The organism is Pseudomonas sp. NFIX28 (assembly GCF_900107395.1).
In the GTDB taxonomy this organism is placed as follows: domain Bacteria; phylum Pseudomonadota; class Gammaproteobacteria; order Pseudomonadales; family Pseudomonadaceae; genus Aquipseudomonas.
On the sequence record NZ_FNPW01000010.1, the window covers coordinates 166,851 to 189,745 of the forward strand.

The 22,895-nt window shown below is 64.2% G+C and carries 22 protein-coding genes; 14 read left to right on the plus strand and 8 right to left on the minus strand.

Annotated features, from left to right (window positions below; all coding sequences use genetic code 11):
* Positions 1-6: 6 nt before the first annotated feature.
* The 5 genes from BLV20_RS19885 to BLV20_RS19905 all read right to left on the minus strand — a co-directional run bounded on the left by BLV20_RS19885 (position 7) and on the right by BLV20_RS19905 (position 7,078).
* Positions 7-1,227, minus strand: coding sequence for an electron transfer flavoprotein subunit alpha (locus BLV20_RS19885; RefSeq protein WP_092304192.1), 1,221 nt, complete (start codon positions 1,225-1,227; stop codon positions 7-9).
* Positions 1,227-3,176 carry a dimethylglycine demethylation protein DgcB gene (gene dgcB, locus BLV20_RS19890; protein ID WP_092304193.1) on the minus strand — a complete coding sequence of 650 codons (1,950 nt, stop codon included), beginning with the start codon at positions 3,174-3,176 and terminating at the stop codon, positions 1,227-1,229. The genes BLV20_RS19885 and dgcB overlap by 1 nt, the downstream gene beginning before the upstream one ends.
* 162 nt (positions 3,177-3,338) lie before the next feature.
* A complete protein-coding gene (gene dgcA, locus BLV20_RS19895; protein WP_092304194.1) occupies positions 3,339-5,399 on the minus strand; it encodes a dimethylglycine demethylation protein DgcA in 2,061 nt (686 codons plus the stop codon).
* Positions 5,400-5,413: 14 nt separating this feature from the next.
* Entirely contained in the window at positions 5,414-5,944 is a 531-nt protein-coding gene (locus tag BLV20_RS19900) for a 4-vinyl reductase (RefSeq protein WP_003177589.1), read from the minus strand.
* A 156-nt stretch (positions 5,945-6,100) separates the two neighbouring features.
* Complete coding sequence (locus BLV20_RS19905; protein ID WP_092304195.1) at positions 6,101-7,078, minus strand: dipeptidase; 978 nt, start codon at positions 7,076-7,078, stop codon at positions 6,101-6,103.
* A gap of 227 nt (positions 7,079-7,305) precedes the next feature.
* Here BLV20_RS19905 and BLV20_RS19915 point away from each other — a divergent pair, with 227 nt between their 5' ends.
* From BLV20_RS19915 to BLV20_RS19930, 4 genes are all read left to right on the plus strand, one after another.
* Positions 7,306-7,707, plus strand: coding sequence for a lysozyme inhibitor LprI family protein (locus tag BLV20_RS19915; RefSeq protein ID WP_092304197.1), 402 nt, complete (start codon positions 7,306-7,308; stop codon positions 7,705-7,707).
* 225 nt (positions 7,708-7,932) lie between these two features.
* On the plus strand, positions 7,933-8,187 hold the full coding sequence (locus BLV20_RS19920; RefSeq protein ID WP_092304198.1) for a type II toxin-antitoxin system RelE family toxin: 255 nt from the start codon (positions 7,933-7,935) through the stop codon (positions 8,185-8,187).
* Positions 8,126-8,494, plus strand: a complete 369-nt coding sequence (locus tag BLV20_RS19925) for a helix-turn-helix domain-containing protein (protein WP_092304199.1) — start codon at positions 8,126-8,128, stop codon at positions 8,492-8,494. Before BLV20_RS19920 ends, BLV20_RS19925 begins: the two co-directional genes overlap by 62 nt.
* A 33-nt stretch (positions 8,495-8,527) precedes the next feature.
* The gene (locus BLV20_RS19930) at positions 8,528-8,944 is read left to right on the plus strand and encodes a DUF3010 family protein (RefSeq protein WP_092304200.1); all 417 of its coding nucleotides are present in this window, start codon (positions 8,528-8,530) and stop codon (positions 8,942-8,944) included.
* A gap of 304 nt (positions 8,945-9,248) precedes the next feature.
* Here the strand turns inward: BLV20_RS19930 and BLV20_RS19935 are convergent, their stop codons facing one another.
* Entirely contained in the window at positions 9,249-10,196 is a 948-nt protein-coding gene (locus BLV20_RS19935) for a GlxA family transcriptional regulator (protein WP_092304201.1), read from the minus strand.
* Positions 10,197-10,390: 194 nt separating this feature from the next.
* Between BLV20_RS19935 and BLV20_RS19940 the strand changes: the two genes are divergently transcribed.
* The 7 genes from BLV20_RS19940 to aac(6') all read left to right on the plus strand — a co-directional run bounded on the left by BLV20_RS19940 (position 10,391) and on the right by aac(6') (position 16,390).
* Positions 10,391-11,335 carry a choline ABC transporter substrate-binding protein gene (locus BLV20_RS19940; RefSeq protein ID WP_092304202.1) on the plus strand — a complete coding sequence of 315 codons (945 nt, stop codon included), beginning with the start codon at positions 10,391-10,393 and terminating at the stop codon, positions 11,333-11,335.
* A 73-nt stretch (positions 11,336-11,408) separates the two neighbouring features.
* Positions 11,409-12,296, plus strand: coding sequence for a 3-dehydrocarnitine:acetyl-CoA trimethylamine transferase CdhC (locus tag BLV20_RS19945; protein WP_092304203.1), 888 nt, complete (start codon positions 11,409-11,411; stop codon positions 12,294-12,296).
* Positions 12,297-12,495: 199 nt separating this feature from the next.
* Positions 12,496-13,461 carry an L-carnitine dehydrogenase gene (locus tag BLV20_RS19950; protein WP_092304204.1) on the plus strand — a complete coding sequence of 322 codons (966 nt, stop codon included), beginning with the start codon at positions 12,496-12,498 and terminating at the stop codon, positions 13,459-13,461.
* A gap of 146 nt (positions 13,462-13,607) precedes the next feature.
* On the plus strand, positions 13,608-14,084 hold the full coding sequence (locus tag BLV20_RS19955; RefSeq protein ID WP_092304205.1) for a thioesterase family protein: 477 nt from the start codon (positions 13,608-13,610) through the stop codon (positions 14,082-14,084).
* A gap of 24 nt (positions 14,085-14,108) precedes the next feature.
* The gene (locus BLV20_RS19960) at positions 14,109-15,272 is read left to right on the plus strand and encodes a gamma-butyrobetaine dioxygenase (RefSeq protein WP_092304206.1); all 1,164 of its coding nucleotides are present in this window, start codon (positions 14,109-14,111) and stop codon (positions 15,270-15,272) included.
* A gap of 350 nt (positions 15,273-15,622) precedes the next feature.
* Positions 15,623-15,883: a hypothetical protein gene (locus BLV20_RS19965; protein WP_007925996.1), complete on the plus strand. Its 261-nt coding sequence runs from the start codon at positions 15,623-15,625 to the stop codon at positions 15,881-15,883.
* 60 nt (positions 15,884-15,943) lie between these two features.
* Positions 15,944-16,390 (plus strand): aminoglycoside 6'-N-acetyltransferase, encoded by a 447-nt coding sequence (gene aac(6'), locus BLV20_RS19970; protein WP_092304207.1) that lies wholly within the window; start codon positions 15,944-15,946, stop codon positions 16,388-16,390.
* On the opposite strand, the gene BLV20_RS19975 is transcribed toward aac(6'), so the two are convergent.
* Together BLV20_RS19975 and BLV20_RS19980 are read right to left on the minus strand one after the other, a co-directional pair.
* Entirely contained in the window at positions 16,391-17,485 is a 1,095-nt protein-coding gene (locus BLV20_RS19975; RefSeq protein ID WP_092304208.1) for a choline metabolism transcriptional regulator GbdR, read from the minus strand. It lies immediately after the preceding gene.
* Positions 17,486-18,024: 539 nt separating this feature from the next.
* Positions 18,025-19,401, minus strand: a complete 1,377-nt coding sequence (locus BLV20_RS19980) for an L-serine ammonia-lyase (protein WP_092304209.1) — start codon at positions 19,399-19,401, stop codon at positions 18,025-18,027.
* A gap of 427 nt (positions 19,402-19,828) precedes the next feature.
* On the opposite strand from BLV20_RS19980, the gene BLV20_RS19985 reads away from it, so the two are divergent.
* The 3 genes from BLV20_RS19985 (at position 19,829) to choV (ending at position 22,867) form a co-directional block, all read left to right on the plus strand.
* A complete protein-coding gene (locus BLV20_RS19985) occupies positions 19,829-20,776 on the plus strand; it encodes a choline ABC transporter substrate-binding protein (protein ID WP_092304210.1) in 948 nt (315 codons plus the stop codon).
* 70 nt (positions 20,777-20,846) lie between these two features.
* On the plus strand, positions 20,847-21,692 hold the full coding sequence (gene choW, locus BLV20_RS19990; protein ID WP_007925985.1) for a choline ABC transporter permease subunit: 846 nt from the start codon (positions 20,847-20,849) through the stop codon (positions 21,690-21,692).
* On the plus strand, positions 21,689-22,867 hold the full coding sequence (gene choV, locus BLV20_RS19995; RefSeq protein WP_092304211.1) for a choline ABC transporter ATP-binding protein: 1,179 nt from the start codon (positions 21,689-21,691) through the stop codon (positions 22,865-22,867). Before choW ends, choV begins: the two co-directional genes overlap by 4 nt.
* Positions 22,868-22,895 lie beyond the last annotated feature (28 nt).

Sequence of the window (22,895 nt, forward strand, 5' to 3'; positions counted from 1 at the left end):
CTTCCCTTAAGCCGCATCACGCTTGGCGCCATTGCGGTAGGCCTCTACCGCCGCGGTCAAGGCTTGAAGAATCTCGGCGCTCTCGCCAATCACCGACAGGTCGGCGCGTTTGATCATGTCGCAGCCCGGATCGAGGTTGATCGCCACCACCTTGTCGCAGGCGCCGATGCCCTGCAGGTGCTGGATCGCCCCGGAAATACCCACCGCCACATAGACCCGCGCGGTGACCCAGGTGCCCGAGGCGCCGACCTGGCGGTCGCGGGCCATGAAGCCGTCGTCCACCGCGACGCGCGACGCGCCTTCGGTGGCGCCCAGGGCCTCGGCGGTCCGGTGGAACAGCGCCCAGTCCTTGACCCCGTTGCCGCCGGAGAAAATGAATTCGGCCTCGGCCATGGGAATCGCCGCCGGGTCCACCGCCACCGCGCCCAGGTCCTCGATCCGCGCCAGGCTGCGCGCCACCGTTGTGGATAACTCCACCGGCAGGGCTTCGTGACGGGTTTCGCTGACCGGCTCGGCGCATTCGGCGGCGGCCAGGATCAGCCGCGCCAACGGTCGCGCCAGGTCCTGCAGGCCGGCACCGGCACGGCCGATGCACTGCTCGTCCTTGACCTGCCAGACCCGCGTGGCCGGGCGTTCGCCCAGGGCCGCGGCAAAACGCCGGCCCAGTTCGCCGCCACCGGTGCGGCTGTCGGGCAGCAACCAGTGGCGCGGGCTGAACTGGTTATCCACAGCCCGCAGGCCCTGGACCCGTTGTTCCGGTGCATAACCGCTGAATTCGTTGCCTTCGAGCACCAGCAGGCGGTCGACGCCGGCCGTGGCGAAGGCGTTTTCCTTGTGCTCGCCAAACACCACCGCCAGTACCGCGCCGTCCTTGCCGGCCAACTGGTGGGCCAGGCCCAGAAGATCGCGGTCGTGGCTGCTCAGGCGGCCGCCGACCATGTCCGGCACCACGCTGATGTAGAACGCCGGCTGCGCCACCTGATGCAGCGGCAGCTGGACTTCGACCGCGGCGCTGCGCTTGACCGCCCCGCCCTGCTGGGCGCCGCTGCGGTCGATGCGCTTGATGCCGTTGGGGCCGATGAAACCGACCCCGTGGGGGTTCTTGCGGAGGATGCCGTTGGGCCCCATCCAGCTGTGCTGCGCCGGCTGCATGGCCGCGTGCAGCGGGTGCAGGCGGTTGCGGGCGATCCATTCGGCCCGCGGGTCGCGGCGGATAATGTCGCTCATCAGTGGGCCTCCGCAGGTTCACGTTTGGCCGGGGTCACCGGCTTGCCAGGCGCGGCGTCTTCGAGCAACGCATCGGCCACCAGTTCGGCGATGTCCTTGATCAGCGGCCGTGGTTCGACCACGCCTTCGAGCATCGCGGTGCACTGTGGACAACCCACGGCCACCAGCTCGGCGCCGGTTTCGCGGATGTCGTCCATGCGCATGTCGGGGATCCGCTGCTTGCCCGGGATGTCGGTGATCGGCGCGCCGCCGCCACCGCCGCAGCAGCGCGAGCGGAAACCGGAGCGTTGCATTTCCTTGACCTCAATCCCCAGGGCGCGCAGGACCTCGCGCGGCGCCTCGTACTCGCCGTTGTAGCGGCCCAGGTAGCACGGGTCGTGATAGGTCACGCTGTTGCCTTTGTGCTGGCCCAGACTCAGGGCGCCGCCGGCGATCAGCTCGGCCATGTAGGTGCTGTGGTGCTGCACCACGTACTCGCCGCCGAGGGCGCCGTATTCGTTTTTCAGCACATGGAAACTGTGCGGGTCGCAGGTGACGATGCGCTTGAAGCTGTACTTGGCCAGGGTCTGGATATTGCGCTTGGCCAGCAGCTGGAAGGTCGCCTCGTCGCCCAGGCGCCGGGCCACGTCGCCGCTGTCGCGTTCTTCCAGGCCCAGCACCGCGAAGTCGACCTTGGCCGCCTTCAGCACTTTGACGAAGGCGCGCAGGGTGCGCTGGTTGCGCATGTCGAAGGCGCCGTCACCGACCCAGAACAGCACGTCGGTGGTTTTCTTCTCGCCCAGCAGCGCCAGGTTGAGGTCCGCCGCCCAGTTCATCCGCCCGCCCGGGGCAAAGCCGCCCGGGTTGTCGGTGGCGATCAGGTTTTCCAGGACTTCGGCGCCCTTGTTCGGGGTCGCGCCTTTTTCCAGGGTCAGGTGACGGCGCATGTCGACGATGGCATCGACGTGCTCGATCATCATCGGGCATTCCTCGACGCAGGCACGGCAGGTGGTGCACGACCACAGGGTCTCGGCGTCCACCAGGCCGTTGACGATCGGCTGGTGCGGGTTGCCGCTGTGTTCGCCAATGGCCTTGCCGGGATACGGGCTGCCAGCGAACTTGGCATCAGTGCCGCCAGCCAGGCCGACGACCATGTCCTGGATCAGTTTCTTCGGGTTCAGCGGTTGGCCGGCAGCGAAGGCCGGGCACGCCGCTTCACATTTGCCGCACTGCACGCAGGCGTCGAAGCCCAGCAGCTGGTTCCAGGTGAAATCCTTGGGTTTTTCCACGCCCAGCGGCGCGTTCGGGTCTTCCAGGTCCAGCGGCTTGAGGCCGGTGGAACGGCCGCCACCAAAACGCTCGGCGCGGCGGTGCCAGGCCAGGTGCAGGGCACCGGCGAAGGCGTGCTTCATCGGGCCGCCCCAGGTCATGCCGAAGAACAATTCGGACACGCCCCACAACACACCGACGCCAAGGATCGCGGCCAGTACCCAGCCGCCGAAGTTTTCCGGAAGGATCCCGGCCACCGGCAGGGTCACCAGGAAGAACGACACCGAGAACGCCAGCAGGCTTTTCGGCAGGCGCATCCACGGGCCCTTGGACAAGCGCGACGGCGGGTTGCGGCGGCGCAGGTAGACGAAGATCGCGCCGACGAACATCACCGCCGACATCAGCAGCAACGCATAGCCGAGGATGCGGTTATGCAGGCCGAAACCGTGCACCAGGATCGCCAGCACGATGGACGCCACCGCGCCGCCAGCCGTGGCCACGTGGGTGTTGGCGATGTATTTGTCCCGCGCCACCACGTGGTGCAGGTCGACCATGTAGCGCTTGGGCATGGCCAGCAGGCCGCCGATCAGGTCGACCTTGGACGCACGGCCCCGGCGCCACATGGCCACCCGCCGCAACGCGCCCAGAACAGCCAGGCCGATGGCTGCGAACAGCAAGATGGGAAGAAGGGTGTTCAACATGGTGGAGCTCCCAAAGACCTCGGGCTTAACTACCTGGATGACTTGCTAGCCCCCGTAGGAGCGAGGCTTGCCCGCGAAGACGTGCCGACATTCAACAGAGATGTCGGCTGATCCATGGTCTTCGCGGGCGAGCCTCGCTCCTACGGGGTTATCCACAAGCGCTTAGAAATCCTTGCAGATCCGCAGGGCGTCATAGATGGCCGCGTGGGTGTTGCGCTGGGCCACGCAGTCACCGATGCGGAACAACAGATAACCGTCGCCCGCCTGGCTCAACGAAGGCTGTGGCTTGATCGCGAACAGGGCTTCGACGTCGATCTGGCCCTTGTTGCGCGAACCTTCCTTGAGCGCGTAGTAGATCGCTTCGTCAGGCCGCACGCCGTTCTCCACCACCACCTGGTCGACCACCCGCTCCTCTTTGGCGCCGGTGTATTCGTTCTCCAGCACCGCCACCAGCTTGTCGCCTTCGCGGTAGACCTTTTCCAGCATCATGTCGCCGGTCATGATCACTTCCTTCGGGTACATGCTGCGGTAGTAGGTCGGGAACGACGTACCGCCGATGGCCACGCCCGGCTTGATGTCGTCGGTGACGATCTCGACCTGGCTGCCCTTGTCGGCGAGGAAGTCGGCCACCGACATGCCGGTGAACTCGCAGATGGTGTCGTAGACCAGCACGTTCTTGCCCGGCGCGACCTTGCCGTCGAGCACGTCCCAGCTGCTGACCACCAACCCTTCGGCGGCGCCCCAGTGTTCGTTCTGCTCGAGGAACGGATGCCCGCCGACGGCCAGCACCACGATGTCCGGACGCAGGTCGAGAATGGTCTCGGCATCGGCCGCGGTGCCCAGGCGCAGGTCGACCTTCAGGCGAGCCAGCTCCAGCTGATACCAGCGGGTGATACCGGCGATCTGGTCGCGCTGCGGCGCTTTCGCGGCCGTGGTGATCTGCCCGCCGATGGCGTCCTTCTTCTCGAACAGGGTCACGTCGTGGCCCCGTTCGGCCGCCACCCGCGCCGACTCCATGCCGGCCGGGCCGGCACCGACCACTACCACCTTGCGCTTGGGCCCGGTGGACTTCTCGATGATGTGCGGCACGCCCATGTATTCACGGGAGGTCGCGGCGTTCTGGATGCACAGCACGTCCAGGCCCTGGTACTGGCGGTCGATGCAATAGTTGGCGCCCACGCACTGCTTGATCTGGTCGATCTGGCCCATCTTGATCTTGGCGATCAGGTGCGGGTCGGCGATGTGCGCGCGGGTCATGCCGACCATGTCGACGTAACCGCCTTCGAGAATGCGCGTGGCCTGGTTCGGGTCCTTGATGTTCTGCGCGTGCAGCACCGGGACCTTGACCACTTCCTTGATGCCGGCGGCCAGGTGCAGGAACGGCTCCGGTGGATAACTCATGTTCGGAATCACGTTGGCCAGGGTGTTGTGGGTGTCGCAACCCGAGCCCACGACGCCGATGAAATCGAGCATGCCGGTGTCGTCGTAATACTTGGCGATCTGCTTCATGTCCTCGTGGGACAGGCCGTCCGGGTGGAACTCGTCACCACAGATACGCATGCCCACGCAGAAATCGTCGCCGACCTCGGCGCGCACCGCCTTGAGCACTTCCAGGCCGAACTTCATCCGGCCTTCGAAGCTGCCGCCCCATTCGTCGGTCCGCTTGTTGACCCGCGGGCTCCAGAACTGGTCGATCATGTGCTGGTGCACGGCGGACAGTTCGACGCCGTCCAGGCCACCGGCCTTGGCCCGGCGCGCGGCCTGGGCGTAGTTGCCGATCACCCGCCAGATCTCTTCCACCTCGATGGTCTTGCAGGTGGCGCGGTGCACCGGTTCGCGGATGCCCGACGGCGACATCAGGGTCGGCCAGTTGAACCCGTCCCAGCGCGAGCGGCGGCCCATGTGGGTAATCTGGATCATGATCTTGGCGCCGTGCTTGTGCATGGCGTCGGCCAGGTTCTGGAAGTGCGGGATGATCCGGTCGGTGGACAGGTTCACCGAGCTCCACCACTCCTGCGGGCTGTCGATGGCCACCACGGACGAGCCGCCGCAGATCGCCAGGCCGATCCCGCCCTTGGCTTTCTCTTCGTAATATTTCACATAGCGGTCGGTGGTCATGCCGCCGTCGGTGGCGTAGACCTCGGCGTGCGCGGTGCTGAGCACGCGGTTACGGATGGTCAGTTTGCCGATCTGGATCGGCTGGAACATCGCTTCGAAAGCCATTTTCTTAACTCCGCTTACAACGGCTTGACGATGAACAGGCCGTCGTCGTGGCCTTCTTCGGAACCGCCGTAGACCTGTTCGGCGACGGTGCGGATCTTGCTGCCGCGGGCGGCCAGGATCTGGTCCATGGCGCCGGCGAACCAGCCGGTGAACATGTAGTCGACCTTGCGTCCGACCTTGCCGTACACGTAGACGAAGGCCGAGTGTTCGAGCTTGACGCTGGCGGTGCCCTTGTCGAGGTCGATGTCCTGGATCTTGAACAGGCCCCAGCCGCGCTGCGACAGGCGCTTCATGTAGTGCTCGAACACCGCGACGCCTTCCAGGCCGTGGCATTCGGCTTCTTTTTCACACCAGTGCCAGGCGGATTTGTAGCCGGCCTTGTAGAGGATCTCGGCGTAGGCGTCGGCGCCCAGCACTTCCTCGATGCCCATGTGGTTGTTGACGAAGAAGTGACGCGGTACGTACAGCATCGGCAGGGCGTCGGAGGTCCAGACACCGGTTTCGCTGTCGACTTCGATGGGCAGTTGCGGGGCGATCTTGGCCATGTTTCAAAACTCCGGAATTCTTTGTATGGATGCGTTTGTAGCCGCTGCGAAGGCTGCGATCGGCGCCGAAGGAGACGCGCTCTTGAGGGCCTCGGAAGGCTCTTCGAGCCTTATCGCAGCCTGCGGCAGCGGCTACAGGTGTTCAGTGAAATGGCGTTATTCGCCCCAGACGTCCTTGAGCACGTTCACCCAGTTCTCGCCCATGATCTTGCGCACCACCCGCTCGGAATGGCCGCGCTTGAGCAGGGTTTCGGTGAGGTTGGGGAACTCGCCCACGGTGCGGATGCCCAGCGGGTTGATGATCTTGCCGAAGTTGGTCAGGCGACGGGCGTAGCCCTTGTCGTGGGTCAGGTATTCGAAGAAGTCCTGGCCATGGCCCTGGGTGAAGTCGGTGCCGATGCCGATGGCGTCTTCGCCGACGATGTTCATGGTGTATTCGATGGCTTCGGCGTAGTCGTCGATGGTCGAATCGATGCCCTTGGCCAGGAATGGCGCGAACATGGTCACGCCGACGAAGCCGCCGTGGTCGGCGATGAACTTCAGTTCTTCATCGGACTTGTTGCGCGGGTGTTCCTTGAGGCCAGACGGCAGGCAGTGGGAGTAGCAGACCGGCTTCTTCGACTCGAGGATGACTTCCTCGGAGGTCTTGGAGCCGACGTGGGACAGGTCGCACATCACGCCCACGCGGTTCATCTCGGCGACGATTTCGCGACCGAAGCCCGACAGGCCGCCGTCGCGCTCGTAGCAGCCGGTGCCCACCAGGTTCTGGGTGTTGTAGCACATCTGCACGATACCCACGCCCAGCTGCTTGAACACCTCGACATAGCCGATCTGGTCTTCGAAGGCGTGGGCATTCTGGAAGCCGAACAGGATGCCGGTCTTGCCCAGCTCCTTGGCCTTGCGGATGTCGGCGGTGGTGCGCACCGGCATCACCAGGTCGCTGTTCTCGCGGATCAGTTTCTGGCTGGACGCGATGTTGTTGATCGTGGCCTGGAAGCCTTCCCACACCGACACGGTGCAGTTGGCCGCGGTCAGGCCACCCTTGCGCATGTCTTCGAACAGTTCACGGTTCCACTTGGCAATGATCAGCCCGTCGATAACGATGCTGTCGGCGTGTAATTCGGCTGGGCTCATCAGGCAGTCCCCTTATTGGCGATTCATGCGCCGAATCGTCTGCCGGCGCTTTGGGGTCAGCATATGCCTCGGTGCCCGGGCAGCCGGGTGCAAAAACGACAGGGGAATTGCCGAAAGCGTCAAGGAGCGACAAAGGGTCTGCCGCGCGCCCCTTGCGCCATCTGTTCTTTGTCCTGCGCATGGGCCAGAATCCGCCGCATCACTGGATTTGAGGGGGCTGCGACGCAATGAAATCGATCTTCCTGGCTTTGGCACTGCTGGCGACTGGCATACAGGCGGCTGAAGAAGCCGACAACACTCCGTGCGACAGCGTCGAGCAGGACCAGCAGACCCTGGAATGCGCCACCTTCAACAAAACCACCGCCGAGCAACTGCTGAACGACAACCAGCAGAGCCTGCTCGAGCGCCTCGGCACGCTGTACGGCAGCGACAAGGCGCAACTCGACGAGATCACCGCCAAGGTCCGCAGCGCCCAGCAGCTGTGGCAGAAACAGCGCGACGCCGATTGCGCCATCGACACCTTCCCGAGCAAATCCGGGAGCAAGGCCTACGCCATTGCCCAGGCCGATTGCCTGGCGCGCATGAGCGATGAACGGTCGGAATTTCTTGAGTCGATCGGGCAGGAGTAACCGCCCTGGCCGCAGGCTTTATCTGCGACAACAACACCGCCATCGCGGGCAAGCCTCGCTCCTACGCCGGTAGGGGCGACCGGCGACACTCGATCCCCCCTGAGTACCCTCCTCCTTTCACGGCTGTAACAAGCCATGAGCAATACCCGGACAAGGTTCTCGCCTTGGCCCGCAAGCGAATATAAGCAAAGATTGCCTAATCTTATAAAAGGCTTATATTCGTTCATGAACAGCATCCTGTGGACCCGTAAGGCCGTCAAACAACTGCTGCGATTGCACAGCGCCCATCAGGTACAGATCCGTGACGCAGTGACCTTGCTCGGCGACATGCCCGACACCGGCAACGTCAAGGCACTCAGCGGCCACGCCTGTGCCTACCGCCTGCGAGTGGGCAACTATCGAATCCTGTTCGACTGGGATGGCGCTATCAGAGTGGTCAGTATTCAAGAGGTCAAGAAACGTGACGAACGCACCTACTGACATCCAGATCATCCATGGCACGGACGGCAAGCCGGCGTTCGTGGTGATCCCTTATGCGCACTATGTGACGCAACGCCAAGAGCCGGACCTGATCCCCCATGACGTGGTCAGCCGCATGGTCGACGGCGCCACGCCGATCCGCGCCTGGCGCGAGCACCTGCACCTGACCCAGGACGAGGTCGCCAAGCGCCTGGGCATTTCCCAGCCGGCCTTCGCCCAGCAGGAAAGCGTCGCCAGGCCCCGGCGCGCCACCCGCGAGAAGATCGCCGCGGCCTTCGGCATTCGCGCCGACCAGCTGGAACTGTAAGCTGCACGCCATTCACCGAGAAAAGGTCTTTTCATGAGCATCTGCGGCATCGAAATCAAAGGCAGCGAAGCCATCTTCGCCATCGCCACCCTGCAAGACGGCACCCCGCAACACCTGGCCAACACCTGCAAGAAAATCGCCCTGGACGACGATGACGAGGCCGCCAACGTCAAAGCCTTCGCCGCCCAGGTGACAGCCTTCGTGCGCGACAACGGCATCAGCCGCATCGCCATCAAGAAGCGCAGCAAGAAAGGCGAATTCGCCGGCGGCCCGACCACCTTCAAGATCGAAGGCGTGTTCCAGCTGCTGGACAACTGCGAAGTGACCCTGCTGTCGCCGCAGACCATCAACGCGCAGAACAAGAAGCACAACTTCGACCTGCCGACCGCGCTGAACAAATATCAGCACGAAGCCTACAAGACCGCCTGTGCGGCGCTGCTGAAGAAGTGACCCTGCGTAGGAGCGAGGCTTGCCCGCGATGGCGGTGTGTCTGACGCTGCGCGTTGTGCGCATCGCGAGCAAGCTTCGCTCCTACGGAATCCGGAAGAAGTGACCCCGCGTAGGAGCAAGGCTTGCCCGCGATGGCGGTGTGTCTGACGCTGCGCGTTGTGCGCATCGCGAGCAAGCTTCGCTCCTACGGAATCCGGAAGAAGTGACCCCGCGTAGGAGCGAGGCTTGCCCGCGATGGCGGTGTGTCTGACGCTGCGCGTTGTGCGCATCGCGAGCAAGCTGCGCTCCTACGGAATCGGGTGGCTCAGGCCTTGAGGGTTTGCCGGCGGTCTTCGCGCGGGCACTGGGCAAAGCGCGCGCGATAGCTGCGGGTGAAATACGAAGGCGATTCGAAACCGCAGGCGATGCTGACTTCCAGCACGCTCATGTCGGTCTGGCGCAGCAGCTGCCGGGCCTTTTCCAGGCGCAGCCCCAGGTAGAAATTGCTCGGCGTGTCGTTCAGGTGCAGGCGGAACAGGCGCTCGAGCTGGCGCCGGGTGACCTTGATCGACTCGGCCAGTTGCAGGGTGCTCAGGGGCGGCTCGCTGTGCTGCTCCATATCGCCGATCACCTGCACCAGCTTCTTGTTGCGGATGCCGTAGCGGGTAGCGACCTCCATGCGCTGGTGGTCCTTGCGCGGGCGGATGCGCCCGAGCACGAATTGCTCGCTGACCTGGATCGCCAGCTCCGCGCCGTGGGCCTGGCCGATCAGGTCGAGCATCATGTCGATGGACGCGGTGCCGCCGGCCGAGGTGATGCGCCGCCGGTCGATCTCGAACAGTTCCTGGGTCACGCTGAGCTGCGGATAGGACTCCTTGAACGCCTCGATCGCCTCCCAGTGCAGGGTCACGCGGTGGCCTTCGAGCAGCCCGGCGTGCGCCAGGACCACGCTGCCGGTGTCGATGCCGCCCAGGGTCACGCCTTCCACGTCCAGGCGGCGCAGCCAGTGCTCCAGGGCCGGGGTGGCGAATTTCAGCGGCTCGAAGCCGGCCACCACCAGCAGGGTCGCGCCCTTCTTCAATGGCTCCAGCGCCGCATCGGCGTTGACCGACATGCCGTTGCTCGCCAATACCGCGCCGCCGTCGGCGCTCAGCACATGCCAGCGGTACAGCTCGCCGCGAAAGCGATTGGCCACGCGCAGCGGCTCGATGGCCGAAATGAAACCGATGGCCGAGAAGCCCGGCATCAGCAAGAAGTAGAAATCCTGGGACATGGGACGCACTCGGATGACGGGCAGCGTGGGCACTGTGATACGCCGTTTCCCCGCCACGTTCAAGACGCAAGGTCGCTGCAGTGCAAGAGCCGGTCGCCGCTGTGCGCTTTCGCCGCTCGCCAGCTGCGTAACGTGGCATCACCGGCGCACAAAGACGCCGGAACCGACAATAACGACCTGCCGAGGAACCCCTCATGAAACGACTGATCAGCAGTTGCGTCCTTGCACTCAGCGGTACCGTCTTTCTCAGCTCCGGCGCCATGGCCGCCGACGCCGCCAGCTGCCAGAACGTGCGCCTCGGCGTGGTCAACTGGACCGACGTGATCGCCACCAGCGCCATGGCCCAGGTGCTGCTCGACGGCCTCGGCTACAAGACCAAGCAGACCAGCGCCTCGCAGCAGATCATCTTCGCCGGCATCCGCGACCAGCGCCTGGACCTGTTCCTGGGCTACTGGAACCCGCTGATGACCCAGACCATCACCCCCTTCGTCGAAGCCAAGCAGGTCAAGGTGCTGGCCGAGCCCAGCCTCAAGGACGCCCGCGCGACCCTCGCCGTGCCCACCTACCTGGCGGACAAGGGCCTGAAGACCTTCGCCGACATCGCCAGGTTCGAGAAGGAGCTGGGCGGCAAGATCTACGGCATCGAGCCCGGCTCGGGCGCCAACACCCAGATCAAGGCGATGATCGCCAAGAACCAGTTCGGCCTGGGCAAGTTCCAGCTGGTCGAGTCCAGCGAGGCCGGCATGCTCGCGGCGGTGGATCGCGCCGTGCGGCGCAAGGAGGCCGTGGTGTTCTTCGGCTGGGCGCCGCACCCGATGAACGTCAACGTGCAGATGACCTACCTCACCGGCAGCGACGACGCCCTGGGCCCGAATGAAGGCATGGCCACGGTGTGGACCGTCACCGCGCCGAGCTACGCCGAACAATGCCCGAATGTCAGCCGGCTGCTGAGCAACCTGACCTTCAGCGCCGAGGACGAGAGCCGGATGATGCAGCCGCTGCTCGACCACAAGGACGCCCTGGAATCGGCCAGGCAATGGCTGGCCGAGCATCCGCAGGACAAGGCGCGCTGGCTCGAAGGGGTCACCACCTTCGATGGCAAGCCCGCCGCCGACAACCTGAAGCTGACCAGCCAATAACCACCCCCAACGCCATCTGCGCAGCGCCAAACGGCTGCGCAGCGACTCACCACGCCTGTAAGGAACCCGCACCATGAACCACGACGTCATCATCACCTGCGCACTCACCGGTGCTGGCGACACGACCGCCAAGAGCCCCCACGTGCCGGTCACCCCGAAACAGATTGCCGCCGCCGCGGTGGAAGCGGCCAAGGCCGGCGCCACCGTGGTCCACTGCCACGTGCGCAACCCGGATACCGGTAAGTTCAGCCGCGACGTAGCGCTGTACCGCGAAGTGATGGAGCGCATCCGCGAGGCGGACGTCGACATCATCGTCAACCTTACCGCCGGGATGGGCGGCGACCTGGAGATCGGCGCCGGCGAAAACCCCATGGAGTTCGGCCCCAACACCGACCTGGTCGGCCCGCTGACCCGCCTGGCCCACGTCGAGGAGCTGCTGCCGGAAATCTGCACCCTGGACTGCGGCACCCTGAACTTCGGCGACGGCGACACCATTTATGTCTCCACCCCGGCGCAACTGCGCGCCGGCGCCAAGCGCATCCAGGAACTGGGGGTGAAGGCCGAGCTGGAAATCTTCGACACCGGCCACCTGTGGTTCGCCAAACAGATGATCAAGGAAGGCTTGCTGGACGACCCGCTGTTCCAGCTGTGCCTGGGCATCCCGTGGGGCGCGCCGGCCGATACCACCACCATGAAGGCCATGGTCGACAACCTGCCGGCGGATGCGGTCTGGGCCGGCTTCGGTATCGGCCGCATGCAGATGCCGATGGCCGCGCAGGCAGTGCTGCTGGGCGGCAACGTGCGGGTCGGCCTGGAAGACAACCTGTGGCTGGACAAAGGCGTACTGGCGACCAACGGCCAATTGGTGGAGCGCGCCAGCGAGATCCTCAGCCGCCTCGGCGCCCGCGTCCTGACCCCGGCCGAGGGCCGGGCCAAGATGGGCCTGCGCAAGCGCGGCTGACCCGGAAGGCGATTACCTGTAGCCGCTGCCGAGCCCGCGAGGCTGCGCACGGCTGCAACGCAGCCGCCACAAGGGCCACCACGAGTTACCTGATGTACCGCGCCGTCCGGCCTTACGACTGCTGCGCAGCCGCACGCAGCCTCGCGTTGCTCGGCAGCGGCTACAGATGCATTCACTTTTGACTTTCAGGAAACCTGTCATGAGCTTTATCACCGAGATCAAAACCTTCGCCGCCCTGGGCAGCGGTGTCATCGGCAGCGGCTGGGTAGCGCGCGCCCTCGCCCACGGCCTGGACGTGGTGGCCTGGGACCCGGCGCCCGGCGCCGAGGCGGCGCTGCGCAGGCGCGTGGCCAATGCCTGGGGCGCCCTGGAGAAACAGGGCCTGGCGCCGGGCGCCTCGCAGGAGCGCCTGCGCTTTGTCGCGACCATCGAGGAATGCGTGAAAGACGCCGACTTCATCCAGGAAAGCGCCCCGGAACGCCTGGAACTGAAACTCGAGCTGCACGCCAAGATCAGCGCCGCGGCCAAGCCCAATGCACTGATCGGCTCCAGCACTTCCGGCCTGCTGCCGAGCGAGTTCTACGAGAGCTCGACCCACCCGGAGCGTTGCGTGGTCGGCCACCCGTTCAACCCGGTGTACCTGCTGCCGCTGGTGGAGGTGGTCGGCGGCAAGAACACCGCGCCGGAAGCCGTGCAGGCGGCGATCAAGGTCTATGAATCCCTCGGCATGCGCCCGCTGCATGTGCGCAAGGAAGTCCCGGGGTTCATCGCCGACCGTCTTTTGGAGGCGCTGTGGCGCGAGGCCCTGCACCTGGTCAACGACGGCGTCGCGACCACTGGCGAGATCGACGACGCGATCCGCTTCGGCGCCGGCCTGCGCTGGTCGTTCATGGGCACCTTCCTGACCTACACCCTGGCCGGGGGCGATGCCGGCATGCGCCACTTCATGGCCCAGTTCGGCCCGGCGCTGCAACTGCCGTGGACCTACCTGCCGGCCCCGGAACTGACCGACAAGCTGATCGACGACGTGGTCGACGGCACCGCCGAACAGCTCGGCACCCACAGCATTTCGGCGCTGGAGCGCTATCGTGATGACTGCCTGCTCGCCGTGCTCGAAGCGGTGAAAACCACCAAGGCCAGGCACGGCATGAGCTTCAGCGAGTAACCCTGACACCCTGTAGCCGCTGCCGCAGGCTGCGACAAGGCTCGACGAGCCTTCCGAGGGCCGCAAGAGCGCGTCTCCTGCGGAGCCCGATCGCAGCCTGCGGCAGCGGCTACAGGTTCAGCCCGCCATTTTCGTGAGCCTATGACATGCCCGCACTCACCACCTACACCACCCGCATCAGCGCCGATTGGGTCGATTACAACGGCCACCTGCGGGACGCCTTCTACCTGCTGATTTTCAGCTATGCCACCGACGCCCTGATGGACCGGCTGGGCATGGACAGCAACCACCGCGAAGCCAGCGGCCACTCGCTGTTCACCCTGGAACTGCACCTCAATTACCTGCATGAAGTGAAGCTCGACACCGAGGTCGAGGTGCGCACGCAGATCATCGGCCACGACCGCAAGCGCCTGCATCTGTACCACAGCCTGCACAAGGTCGGTGACGACCTGGAACTGGCCGGCAACGAGCAGATGCTGCTCCACGTCGACCTCGCCGGCCCGCGTTCGGCGCCGTTCAGCGAGCCGGTGCGGCAGCGCCTGCAAGCCATCGCCGCCGAGCAGGCCGACCTCCCCGCCCCCGCCTGGATCGGCCGGGTGATTGCCCTGCCGGCGGAAAAATAACCACTCCTGGAAGAGGACCGCACCGTGAATACCGCCACCGCTTTTGCCGATTTCCGCAGTTACCCGTTGATCAGCGCGTTGACCGCCGTACAAGCCCTGGCGGACCGTGTTCAGGTGCAGTGGGCCGACGGTCGCTCAAGCCCCTTTCATCATCAGTGGCTGCGCGACAACTGCCCCTGCCCGCACTGCGTGTACAGCGTGACCCGCGAGCAGGTGCTGGAAATCGTCGACGTCGCCGCGGACCTGGCCCCGGCCTCCAGCCACATCGACGCCCAGGGCTGCCTGAATATCGAGTGGCAGGACGGCCACGCCAGCCGCTTCGACCCGGGCTGGCTGCGGGCCCACGCCTATGACGACGAAAGCCGTGCCGAACGCCATGCCCGGCGGCCGCAAAGCCAGCTATGGGACAGCCGGCTGCAACTGCCGGTGTTCGAATACCCGGCGCTGATGGACGACCCGCAAGCGCTGTTGCAATGGCTGCTGGCGGTGCGCGATATCGGCCTTACGCAGATGCGCGGCGTGCCCACCGAACCGGGCTCGCTGGCCCAGGTCGCCAAGCGCATTTCGTTTATCCGCGAGAGCAATTTCGGCGTGCTGTTCAACGTGCAATCCAAGGCCGATGCCGACAGCAACGCCTACACCGCCTTCAACCTGCCGCTGCACACCGACCTGCCGACCCGCGAGCTGCAACCTGGCTTGCAGTTCCTGCATTGCCTGGTGAACGACGCCGAAGGTGGCGAAAGCATTTTTGTCGACGGTTTTGCCATCGCCGACGCCTTGCGCCGCGAAGACCCCGAGGCGTTTCGCGTGCTGTGCGAGATCCCCGTGGAGTTTCGCAACAAGGACCGCCACAGCGACTACCGCTGCCTGGCGCCGGTGATTGCGCTGAATGCGCTGGGCGAGGTCACGGAGATCCGCATGGCCAACTTCCTGCGCGGGCCGTTCGAAGCCTCGGTGGACGACATGCCCCGGCTGTACCGCGCTTATCGACGTTTTATCGCCATGAGCCGCGAGCCGCGCTTTCGCCTGGTCCAGCGCCTCAACCCGGGCGAGCTGTGGTGCTTCGACAACCGCCGCACCCTGCACGCGCGCAACGCCTTCGACCCCGCCACCGGCGCGCGGCATTTCCAGGGCTGCTACATCGATCGCGACGAGCTGCTGTCGCGGATCCTGGTGTTGCAGCGCTAGACCGCGTCGCCTTCATTTCGCGGGCGAGCCTCGCTCCTACCACAGAGCATGATGTGCCGCCCCCCCCGTAGGAGCGAGGCTTGCCCGCGAAAAACCCCAGGCAAAAAAATCCCCGATCAAGCCGTGACAGGACCGGGGCAGAGGAGGTTTTCTGAGGAGCCGACACGAGGGTGACCAAACCTTCGATGACCGAGCTGGAATCCAGTGTGCCCAGTCGCCCTCATCGTAAGTTAGCCGAAAACGACCTGTTCATAGGCAATCCGGCCATTGCGACAATTCGCCCTTGCCGACCGTCCGGACGGCTACCAGAATCGACTCACGACCACGCTCCCTGAACAAGGATAAGAGTCATGATGCACGCGGATCTGATTGACCAGGACGACCTGCTCGGCCAACTGAGGGCCCTGGGTTTTGAAATGCCGGCCGGCGCCACGGCCGACCAGGCCTGCGAGTGTGCGGTGCGCGGCTTGAGCGATGCCCGGGCCAAGGCCCTCAAGGGCATGGTCGAGCAGATGCTCACCGGCAATGCGACCATCCTGCCGGCCGTGCGCCAGGCCATCGACAAACAGCTGCTGCCGGCCCTGGCCCAATTCCAGAACAGCCGCGCCTGAGCCTTCGCCGGGCACGAGCCCCGGAGTAAAGTGCGGTTCTGTGGACCAAGGAGCCGCCCCATGATTCGAATCGAACCCTGCCAGCCCGCCCATCAAGCGGGCTGGCTGTCGTTGCGCCAGGCGCTGTGGCCGGACTGTCCGGCCGAGGAACACCGGGACGAAATCGCCAGCTTGCTGGACGACCCGCAGCGCTATCTCAACCTGCTCGCCTATACCGCCGATGGCCAGCCCGTGGGCCTGGCCGAGGCCTCGTTGCGCCACGACTACGTGAACGGCACCGAGCATTCGCCGGTGGTGTTCCTGGAGGGGTTGTATGTCTGCGCCGAACAGCGGCGCCAGGGCATTGCCGAGCAGTTGATCGAGGCCGTCGCCCAATGGGGACGGGAGCGCGGCTGTGTGGAAATGGCTTCGGATACCGGCCTGGAAAACCTGGTGAGCCAGGCGGTGCACCAGGCGCTCGGTTTCGAGGAAACCGAGCGCGTCGTGTACTTCAAGAGGAGCCTGTGATTACAGCCTGACGCTGGCGAAAGTCGATTCGTTGCGCGCCTGGCTCAGCGAGGACATCGGGCCGGCCAGCACCAGCGCCTGCGGAATCGGCATCATCGCCACCTGCTGCGCGGTGTTGGAGCCTACGCGCTCGTCGCGCGGTGGAATGCCGAAGTACTCGCGGTAGCACTTGGAGAAGTGCGGCGTGGAGACAAAACCGCAGACCGACGCCACTTCGATGATCGACATCGGCGTCTGCTTGAGCAGTTGCCGGGCGCGGATCAGCCGCAGCTTCAGGTAGTAGCGCGATGGCGAGCAGTGCAGGTATTTCTGGAACAGCCGCTCCAGCTGCCGACGGGATACCGAAACGTAGACCGCCAGCTCGTCGAGGTCGATCGGCTCTTCCAGGTTGGCTTCCATCAGCGCGACGATTTCCTGCAGTTTCGGCTGGTTGGTGCCGAGCATGTGCTTGAGCGGCACGCGCTGGTGATCCTGCTCGTTGCGGATACGTTCATAGACGAACATTTCCGAGATCGCCGCCGACAGTTCCCGGCCGTGATCGCGGCTGATCAGGTGCAGCATCATGTCCAGCGGCGCGGTGCCGCCGGAACTGGTGAAGCGGTTGCGGTCGAGGGTGAACAGGCGGGTGCTCATGGCCACCCGCGGGAAGGCTTCCTGCATCGAGGCCAGGCATTCCCAGTGCACGCTGCAATCGAAGCCGTCGAGCAGGCCGGCGCAGGCCAGGGCCCAGCTGCCGGTGCAGACCGCGCCGAGGCGACGGGACTGGCGCGCCTGGCTTTGCAGCCACGACACATGTTCGCGGGTCACGGTGCGTTGAATGCCGATGCCGCCGCAGACGATCACCGTGTCCAGGGCCGGTGCCTTGTGCATGGCGGCGTCGGGGGTGATCTGCAGGCCATCGCTGGCCCAGACCTGGCCGCCATCGACGCTGAGGGTGGTCCAGCGATACAGCTCACGACCGGACAACTGGTTGGCCATGCGTAGCGGTTCCACCGCGGACGCCAGGGAAATCAGCGTGAAATTGTCCAGCAGCAAAAAGCCGATGGATTGAGGCGCACGGTTCTGGGGTTGAGCCCCGGAGTTGAACGACGTCATCGCGGTATCTCCTCACACAAAGCAGGTGATGGCCTCAGGCGGAGGCTCTTGTTATTGCCATCATTCTCACGCGGGAGACGGGCTTTGTAATGACAGAGCAATTGCCATGCCTAAAATTGAATGGCTATTCAATAACTCCTGAAAACGACGTCGCGATGCGTCTATTTAAGCCGCGCGCAATGTGCGGGTTATCCGTGTCGAATCGGTCGCGAAGCGCCCTGGCCCGGTGGCTGTGAGCAAATCGGTAGCACTTGTGGGAATGGCGAGAAACGTCCCGGGAAAAGAGTGTCACCGCAAGCACAGGTGGGCGTTCAGCCCAGGCCAGGGAAAAACCTGACCGATGAGCCTGTGGACTTACCTGTTTGCGACGCTCCAAAAGGTGGCGAGGGCGTCGCGGGGTGTTCAATTTATGAGCAGCGGGTTGGAAATGGCGGTGGATGATCTGGCGTCATCGCGGGCAAGCCTCGCTCCTACGGAATGCGTTCGTAGGAGCGAGGCTTGCCCGCGATGGACTGCGCAGCAGTCCCGCTGTTAAAGCATCAACACTCCACGGCGCTGACCGCCAGCCCACCACGCGATGTCTCTTTATATTTGTCATGCATATCGGCCCCGGTATCGCGCATGGTGCGGATCACCCGGTCCAGGGAAATGAAATGCTGGCCGTCGCCACGCAGGGCCATTTGCGCGGCGTTGATGGCTTTCACCGCGGCGATCGCGTTGCGCTCGATGCACGGCACCTGCACCAGGCCGCCGACCGGGTCGCAGGTCAGGCCGAGGTTATGCTCCAGGCCGATTTCCGCGGCGTTGCACAGCTGCTCCGGCGAGGCCCCGAGAATCTCCGCCAGGCCGGCGGCGGCCATGGCGCAGGCCGAACCCACCTCGCCCTGGCAGCCGACTTCAGCGCCGGAGATCGACGCGTTCTTTTTACAGAGGATGCCCACCGCCGCCGCACCGAGGAAAAAGTCCACGACGTTGGCGTCGGTGACGTCCTCGCTGAAGCGCATGAAGTAATGCAGCACCGCCGGGATGATCCCCGCCGCGCCGTTGGTCGGCGCCGTCACCATGCGCCCGCCGGCGGCGTTTTCCTCGTTCACCGCCAGGGCGAACAGGTTGACCCACTCCATGGCCGACAGGGTCGAGCCGATCACGTTGGGTTTGTTCAGCTCTTGCAGGCTGCGGTGCAACTTGGCCGCGCGGCGGCGCACATTGAGCCCGCCGGGCAGGATGCCTTCGTGCTTCAGGCCCTGCTCGACGCAATCCTGCATGGCCTGCCAGAGCTTCATCAGGCCGGCGCGGATTTCCTCTTCGGAGCGCCAGACCTTTTCGTTGGCCATCATCAGTTCGGCCACCCGCAGGTTGTGCTGGCGGCACAGGCTCAGCAGCTCCACGGCGCTGGAAAAGTCGTAAGGCAATTCGGTGCGGTCCAGGTCCACCACGCCGCTGCTGGCCTGGGCCTGGTCGACGACAAAACCGCCGCCCACCGAATAGTAGGTATCGCGGTGCAGCTCCCCGCCTTCGCCTTCGGCCACCAGGGTCATGGCGTTGGGGTGGAACGGCAGGTTCTCGTCGATCAGCAGCATGTCGCGCGCCCAGACGAAGGGGACCGGCAGGCGGTTGTCCAGCAGCAAGGTATTGGTTTCGCGCAGGGTCTCGATGCGGCGGCCGATCTGCGATGGATCGATCGCATCCGGCCATTCGCCCATCAGCCCCATGATGACCGCGTTGTCGCTGCCGTGGCCGATGCCGGTGGCCGACAGCGAACCGTACAGCCGGACCTCGACGCGACGCACCTGGCCCAGCTGGTCTTTCTCGCGCAGGGCCTGGACGAACAGCGCCGCGGCGCGCATGGGGCCGACGGTGTGTGAACTGGAGGGGCCGATGCCGATTTTGAACAGGTCGAAAACACTGATTGCCATGACTGCGAAACTCCTCGATGAGCACACGCCGGGCGCTAAAAACGCCCGGTGGCGAAGCTGCTACGCTCAAGCAGTAATCCGCCGAGATAAGCGCATCATCAGGCTTTTGCAGTGTCGCTCGACGTCTCACACCGACTCACTCATGCCCACCAACGCCGTGGCCCGCCGACCTGCGGTTGTGGCCGTTTTTTTGCGGTTCAGACGGGCAGAAAGTGCTGAAAAAAGCTGTAAGCGACCTCACCGACACTGGATGCGACCCTCCCTGTACTGGATACGACGCACCCTGTAGGCGTCAGATTTTCACTGGTACATGATCAGTCTCGACTCGATTGCAAGGCACTGTGGTAGAGCTGTCCCACTCGCCCCAACCGCAACACTTATAAGTGCGGTCAGACACACCGCCAGAAAACATCCAGGAGTCCACCCCATGAAAGGTTCCCCGTCGTTGTTGTTGGCCGCCATGCTGAGTCTGCCGCTTCTGGCGCACGCCGCAGAACCGGCGCAATGCAGCACCGTAAACTTCTCCGATGTCGGCTGGACCGACATCACCGTCACCACCGCAACCACCAGCGTCGTGCTCGACGCACTGGGCTACAAGACCAAGACCACGATGATTTCCGTGCCGGTGACCTACAAGTCGCTGGCCGATGGCAAGAACATGGACGTGTTCCTCGGCAACTGGATGCCGACCATGGAAAACGACATCAAGCCCTACCGCGATGCCGGCACCGTGGAAACCATCCGCGCCAACCTGGAGAACGCCAAGTACACCCTGGCGGTCCCGGAAGAGCTGTACAACAAGGGCCTGAAGGATTTCGCCGACATCGCCAAGTTCAAGAAGGAACTGGACGGCAAGATCTACGGCATCGAGCCGGGTAACGACGGCAACCGCATGATCCAGAGCATGATCGACAAGAACGCCTTCGGCCTGAAAGACGCCGGCTTCAAGGTGGTCGAGTCCAGCGAGGCGGGCATGCTGTCGCAGGTCGAGCGCGCGCAACGGCGCAGCAGCGCGGTGGTATTCCTGGGCTGGGAACCGCACCCGATGAACACCCGTTTCAAGATGAAGTACCTGACCGGCGGCGACGAGTTCTTCGGCCCCAACTACGGCCAGGCGACCATCTACACCAACACCCGCAAGGGCTACGCCGAGGAATGCAGCAACGTCGGTCAGTTGCTGAAGAATCTGTCGTTCACCTTGAACATGGAAAGCACCCTGATGGGGAATGTCCTGGACGACAAGATGAAGCCCGAGGCGGCCGCCAAGGCCTGGCTGAAGAAAAACCCCGAGGTACTCGCTACCTGGCTCGCTGGCGTGACCACCATTGACGGTAAACCTGGCCTGGAGGCCGTGAAAGCCAAGCTGGCCAATTAAGTAACTCGCTTACGCCGGGCGGGCTCGCCTGCCCGGGCTGTTCATTCCTTGCATGCGGACGTTCAATACCATGCTTATCGATCAGAAAATCCCTTTAGGCCAGTACATCGCTGCCTTCGTTGAATGGTTGACGCAACACGGCGCCAACACATTCGATGCGATCGCATCGACCCTGGAAACGATGATCCACGGCGTGACGTTTGCGCTGACCTGGTTCAACCCGCTGGCCTTGATCGGCCTGATTGCCCTGCTGGCGCACATCATTCAACGCAAATGGGGCCTGACGGCCTTTGTCGTGCTGTCCTTCCTGCTGATCCTCAACCTGGGCTACTGGCAGGAAACCATGGAAACCCTGGCCCAGGTGCTGTTCGCCACCCTGGTCTGCGTGCTCATTGGCGTGCCGCTGGGCATCGTCGCCGCGCACAAGCCGATGTTCTACACCATGATGCGTCCGGTGCTCGATCTGATGCAGACCGTACCGACCTTCGTATACCTCATTCCTACCCTGACCCTGTTCGGCCTGGGTGTGGTACCCGGCCTGATCTCCACGGTGGTGTTCGCGATTGCCGCGCCTATCCGCCTGACCTACCTGGGCATCCGCGATGTACCACAAGAGTTGATGGACGCCGGCAAGGCCTTTGGCTGCTCGCGCCGTCAACTGTTGTCGCGTATCGAGCTGCCCCATGCCATGCCGAGCATCGCCGCCGGCATCACCCAGTGCATCATGCTGTCGTTGTCGATGGTGGTGATCGCGGCCCTGGTGGGCGCCGATGGCCTGGGCAAACCCGTGGTCAACGCACTGAACACCGCCGATATCGCCCTGGGCTTCGAAGCAGGCCTGGCAATCGTACTGCTGGCGATCATGCTCGACCGTATCTGCAAACAACCCGAAGCCAAAGTAGGGGGTGACGCATGAGCATAATCCGCTTCGATAACGTCGACGTTATCTTCTCCAAGGATCCTCGCGAGGCGCTCAAGCTGCTGGACCAGGGCATGACCCGCAACGAGATCCTGAAAAAGACCGGCCAGATCGTCGGTGTGGAAAAAGCCAGCCTGGACATCGAGAAAGGCGAAATCTGCGTGCTGATGGGCCTCTCCGGCTCCGGCAAGTCGAGCCTGCTGCGCTGCATCAACGGCCTCAACACCGTCAGCCGCGGCAAGCTGTTCGTCGAGCATGACGGCAAGCAGATCGACATTGCCTCCTGCACCCCGGCGGAATTGAAGATGATGCGCACCAAGCGCATCGCCATGGTGTTCCAGAAGTTCGCCCTGATGCCCTGGCTGACCGTTCGCGAGAACATCAGCTTCGGCCTGGAAATGCAGGGACGACCGGAAAAGGAACGGCGCAAGCTGGTGGACGAGAAACTCGAGCTGGTGGGCCTGACCCAGTGGCGCAACAAGAAGCCCGACGAACTGTCCGGCGGCATGCAGCAGCGGGTCGGCCTGGCCCGCGCCCTGGCGATGGATGCCGACATCCTGCTGATGGACGAACCCTTCTCCGCGCTCGACCCGCTGATCCGCCAGGGCCTGCAGGACGAACTGCTGGAACTGCAACGCAAGCTGAGCAAGACCATCGTGTTCGTTAGCCACGACCTCGATGAAGCGCTGAAGCTGGGTAGCCGCATCGCCATCATGAAAGACGGCCGGATCATCCAGTACAGCAAGCCGGAAGAAATCGTGCTGAACCCGGCGGACGACTATGTGCGCACCTTCGTCGCCCATACCAACCCGCTCAATGTGCTCTGCGGCCGCAGCCTGATGCGCACCCTGGACAACTGCAAACGCATCAACGGCTCCGTGTGCCTGGACCCGGGCGGCGACTCCTGGCTGGACCTGGCCGAGGGCAACACCATCAAGGGCGCCCGCCAGAACGGTTCCAGCCTCGACCTGCAGAACTGGATTCCAGGCCAGGCGGTGGAAGGCCTGGGGCGCAAGCCAACCCTGGTCGACTCCAGCATCGGCATGCGCGACGCGCTGCAGATCCGCTACCAGACCGGCAACAAGTTGGTGCTGCATGACAACAACAAGGTGGTGGGGATCCTTGGCGACAGCGAGCTTTACCACGCGCTGCTCGGCAAGAACCTGGGGTAACAGCGCCACAGACACAAAAACGCCGCGA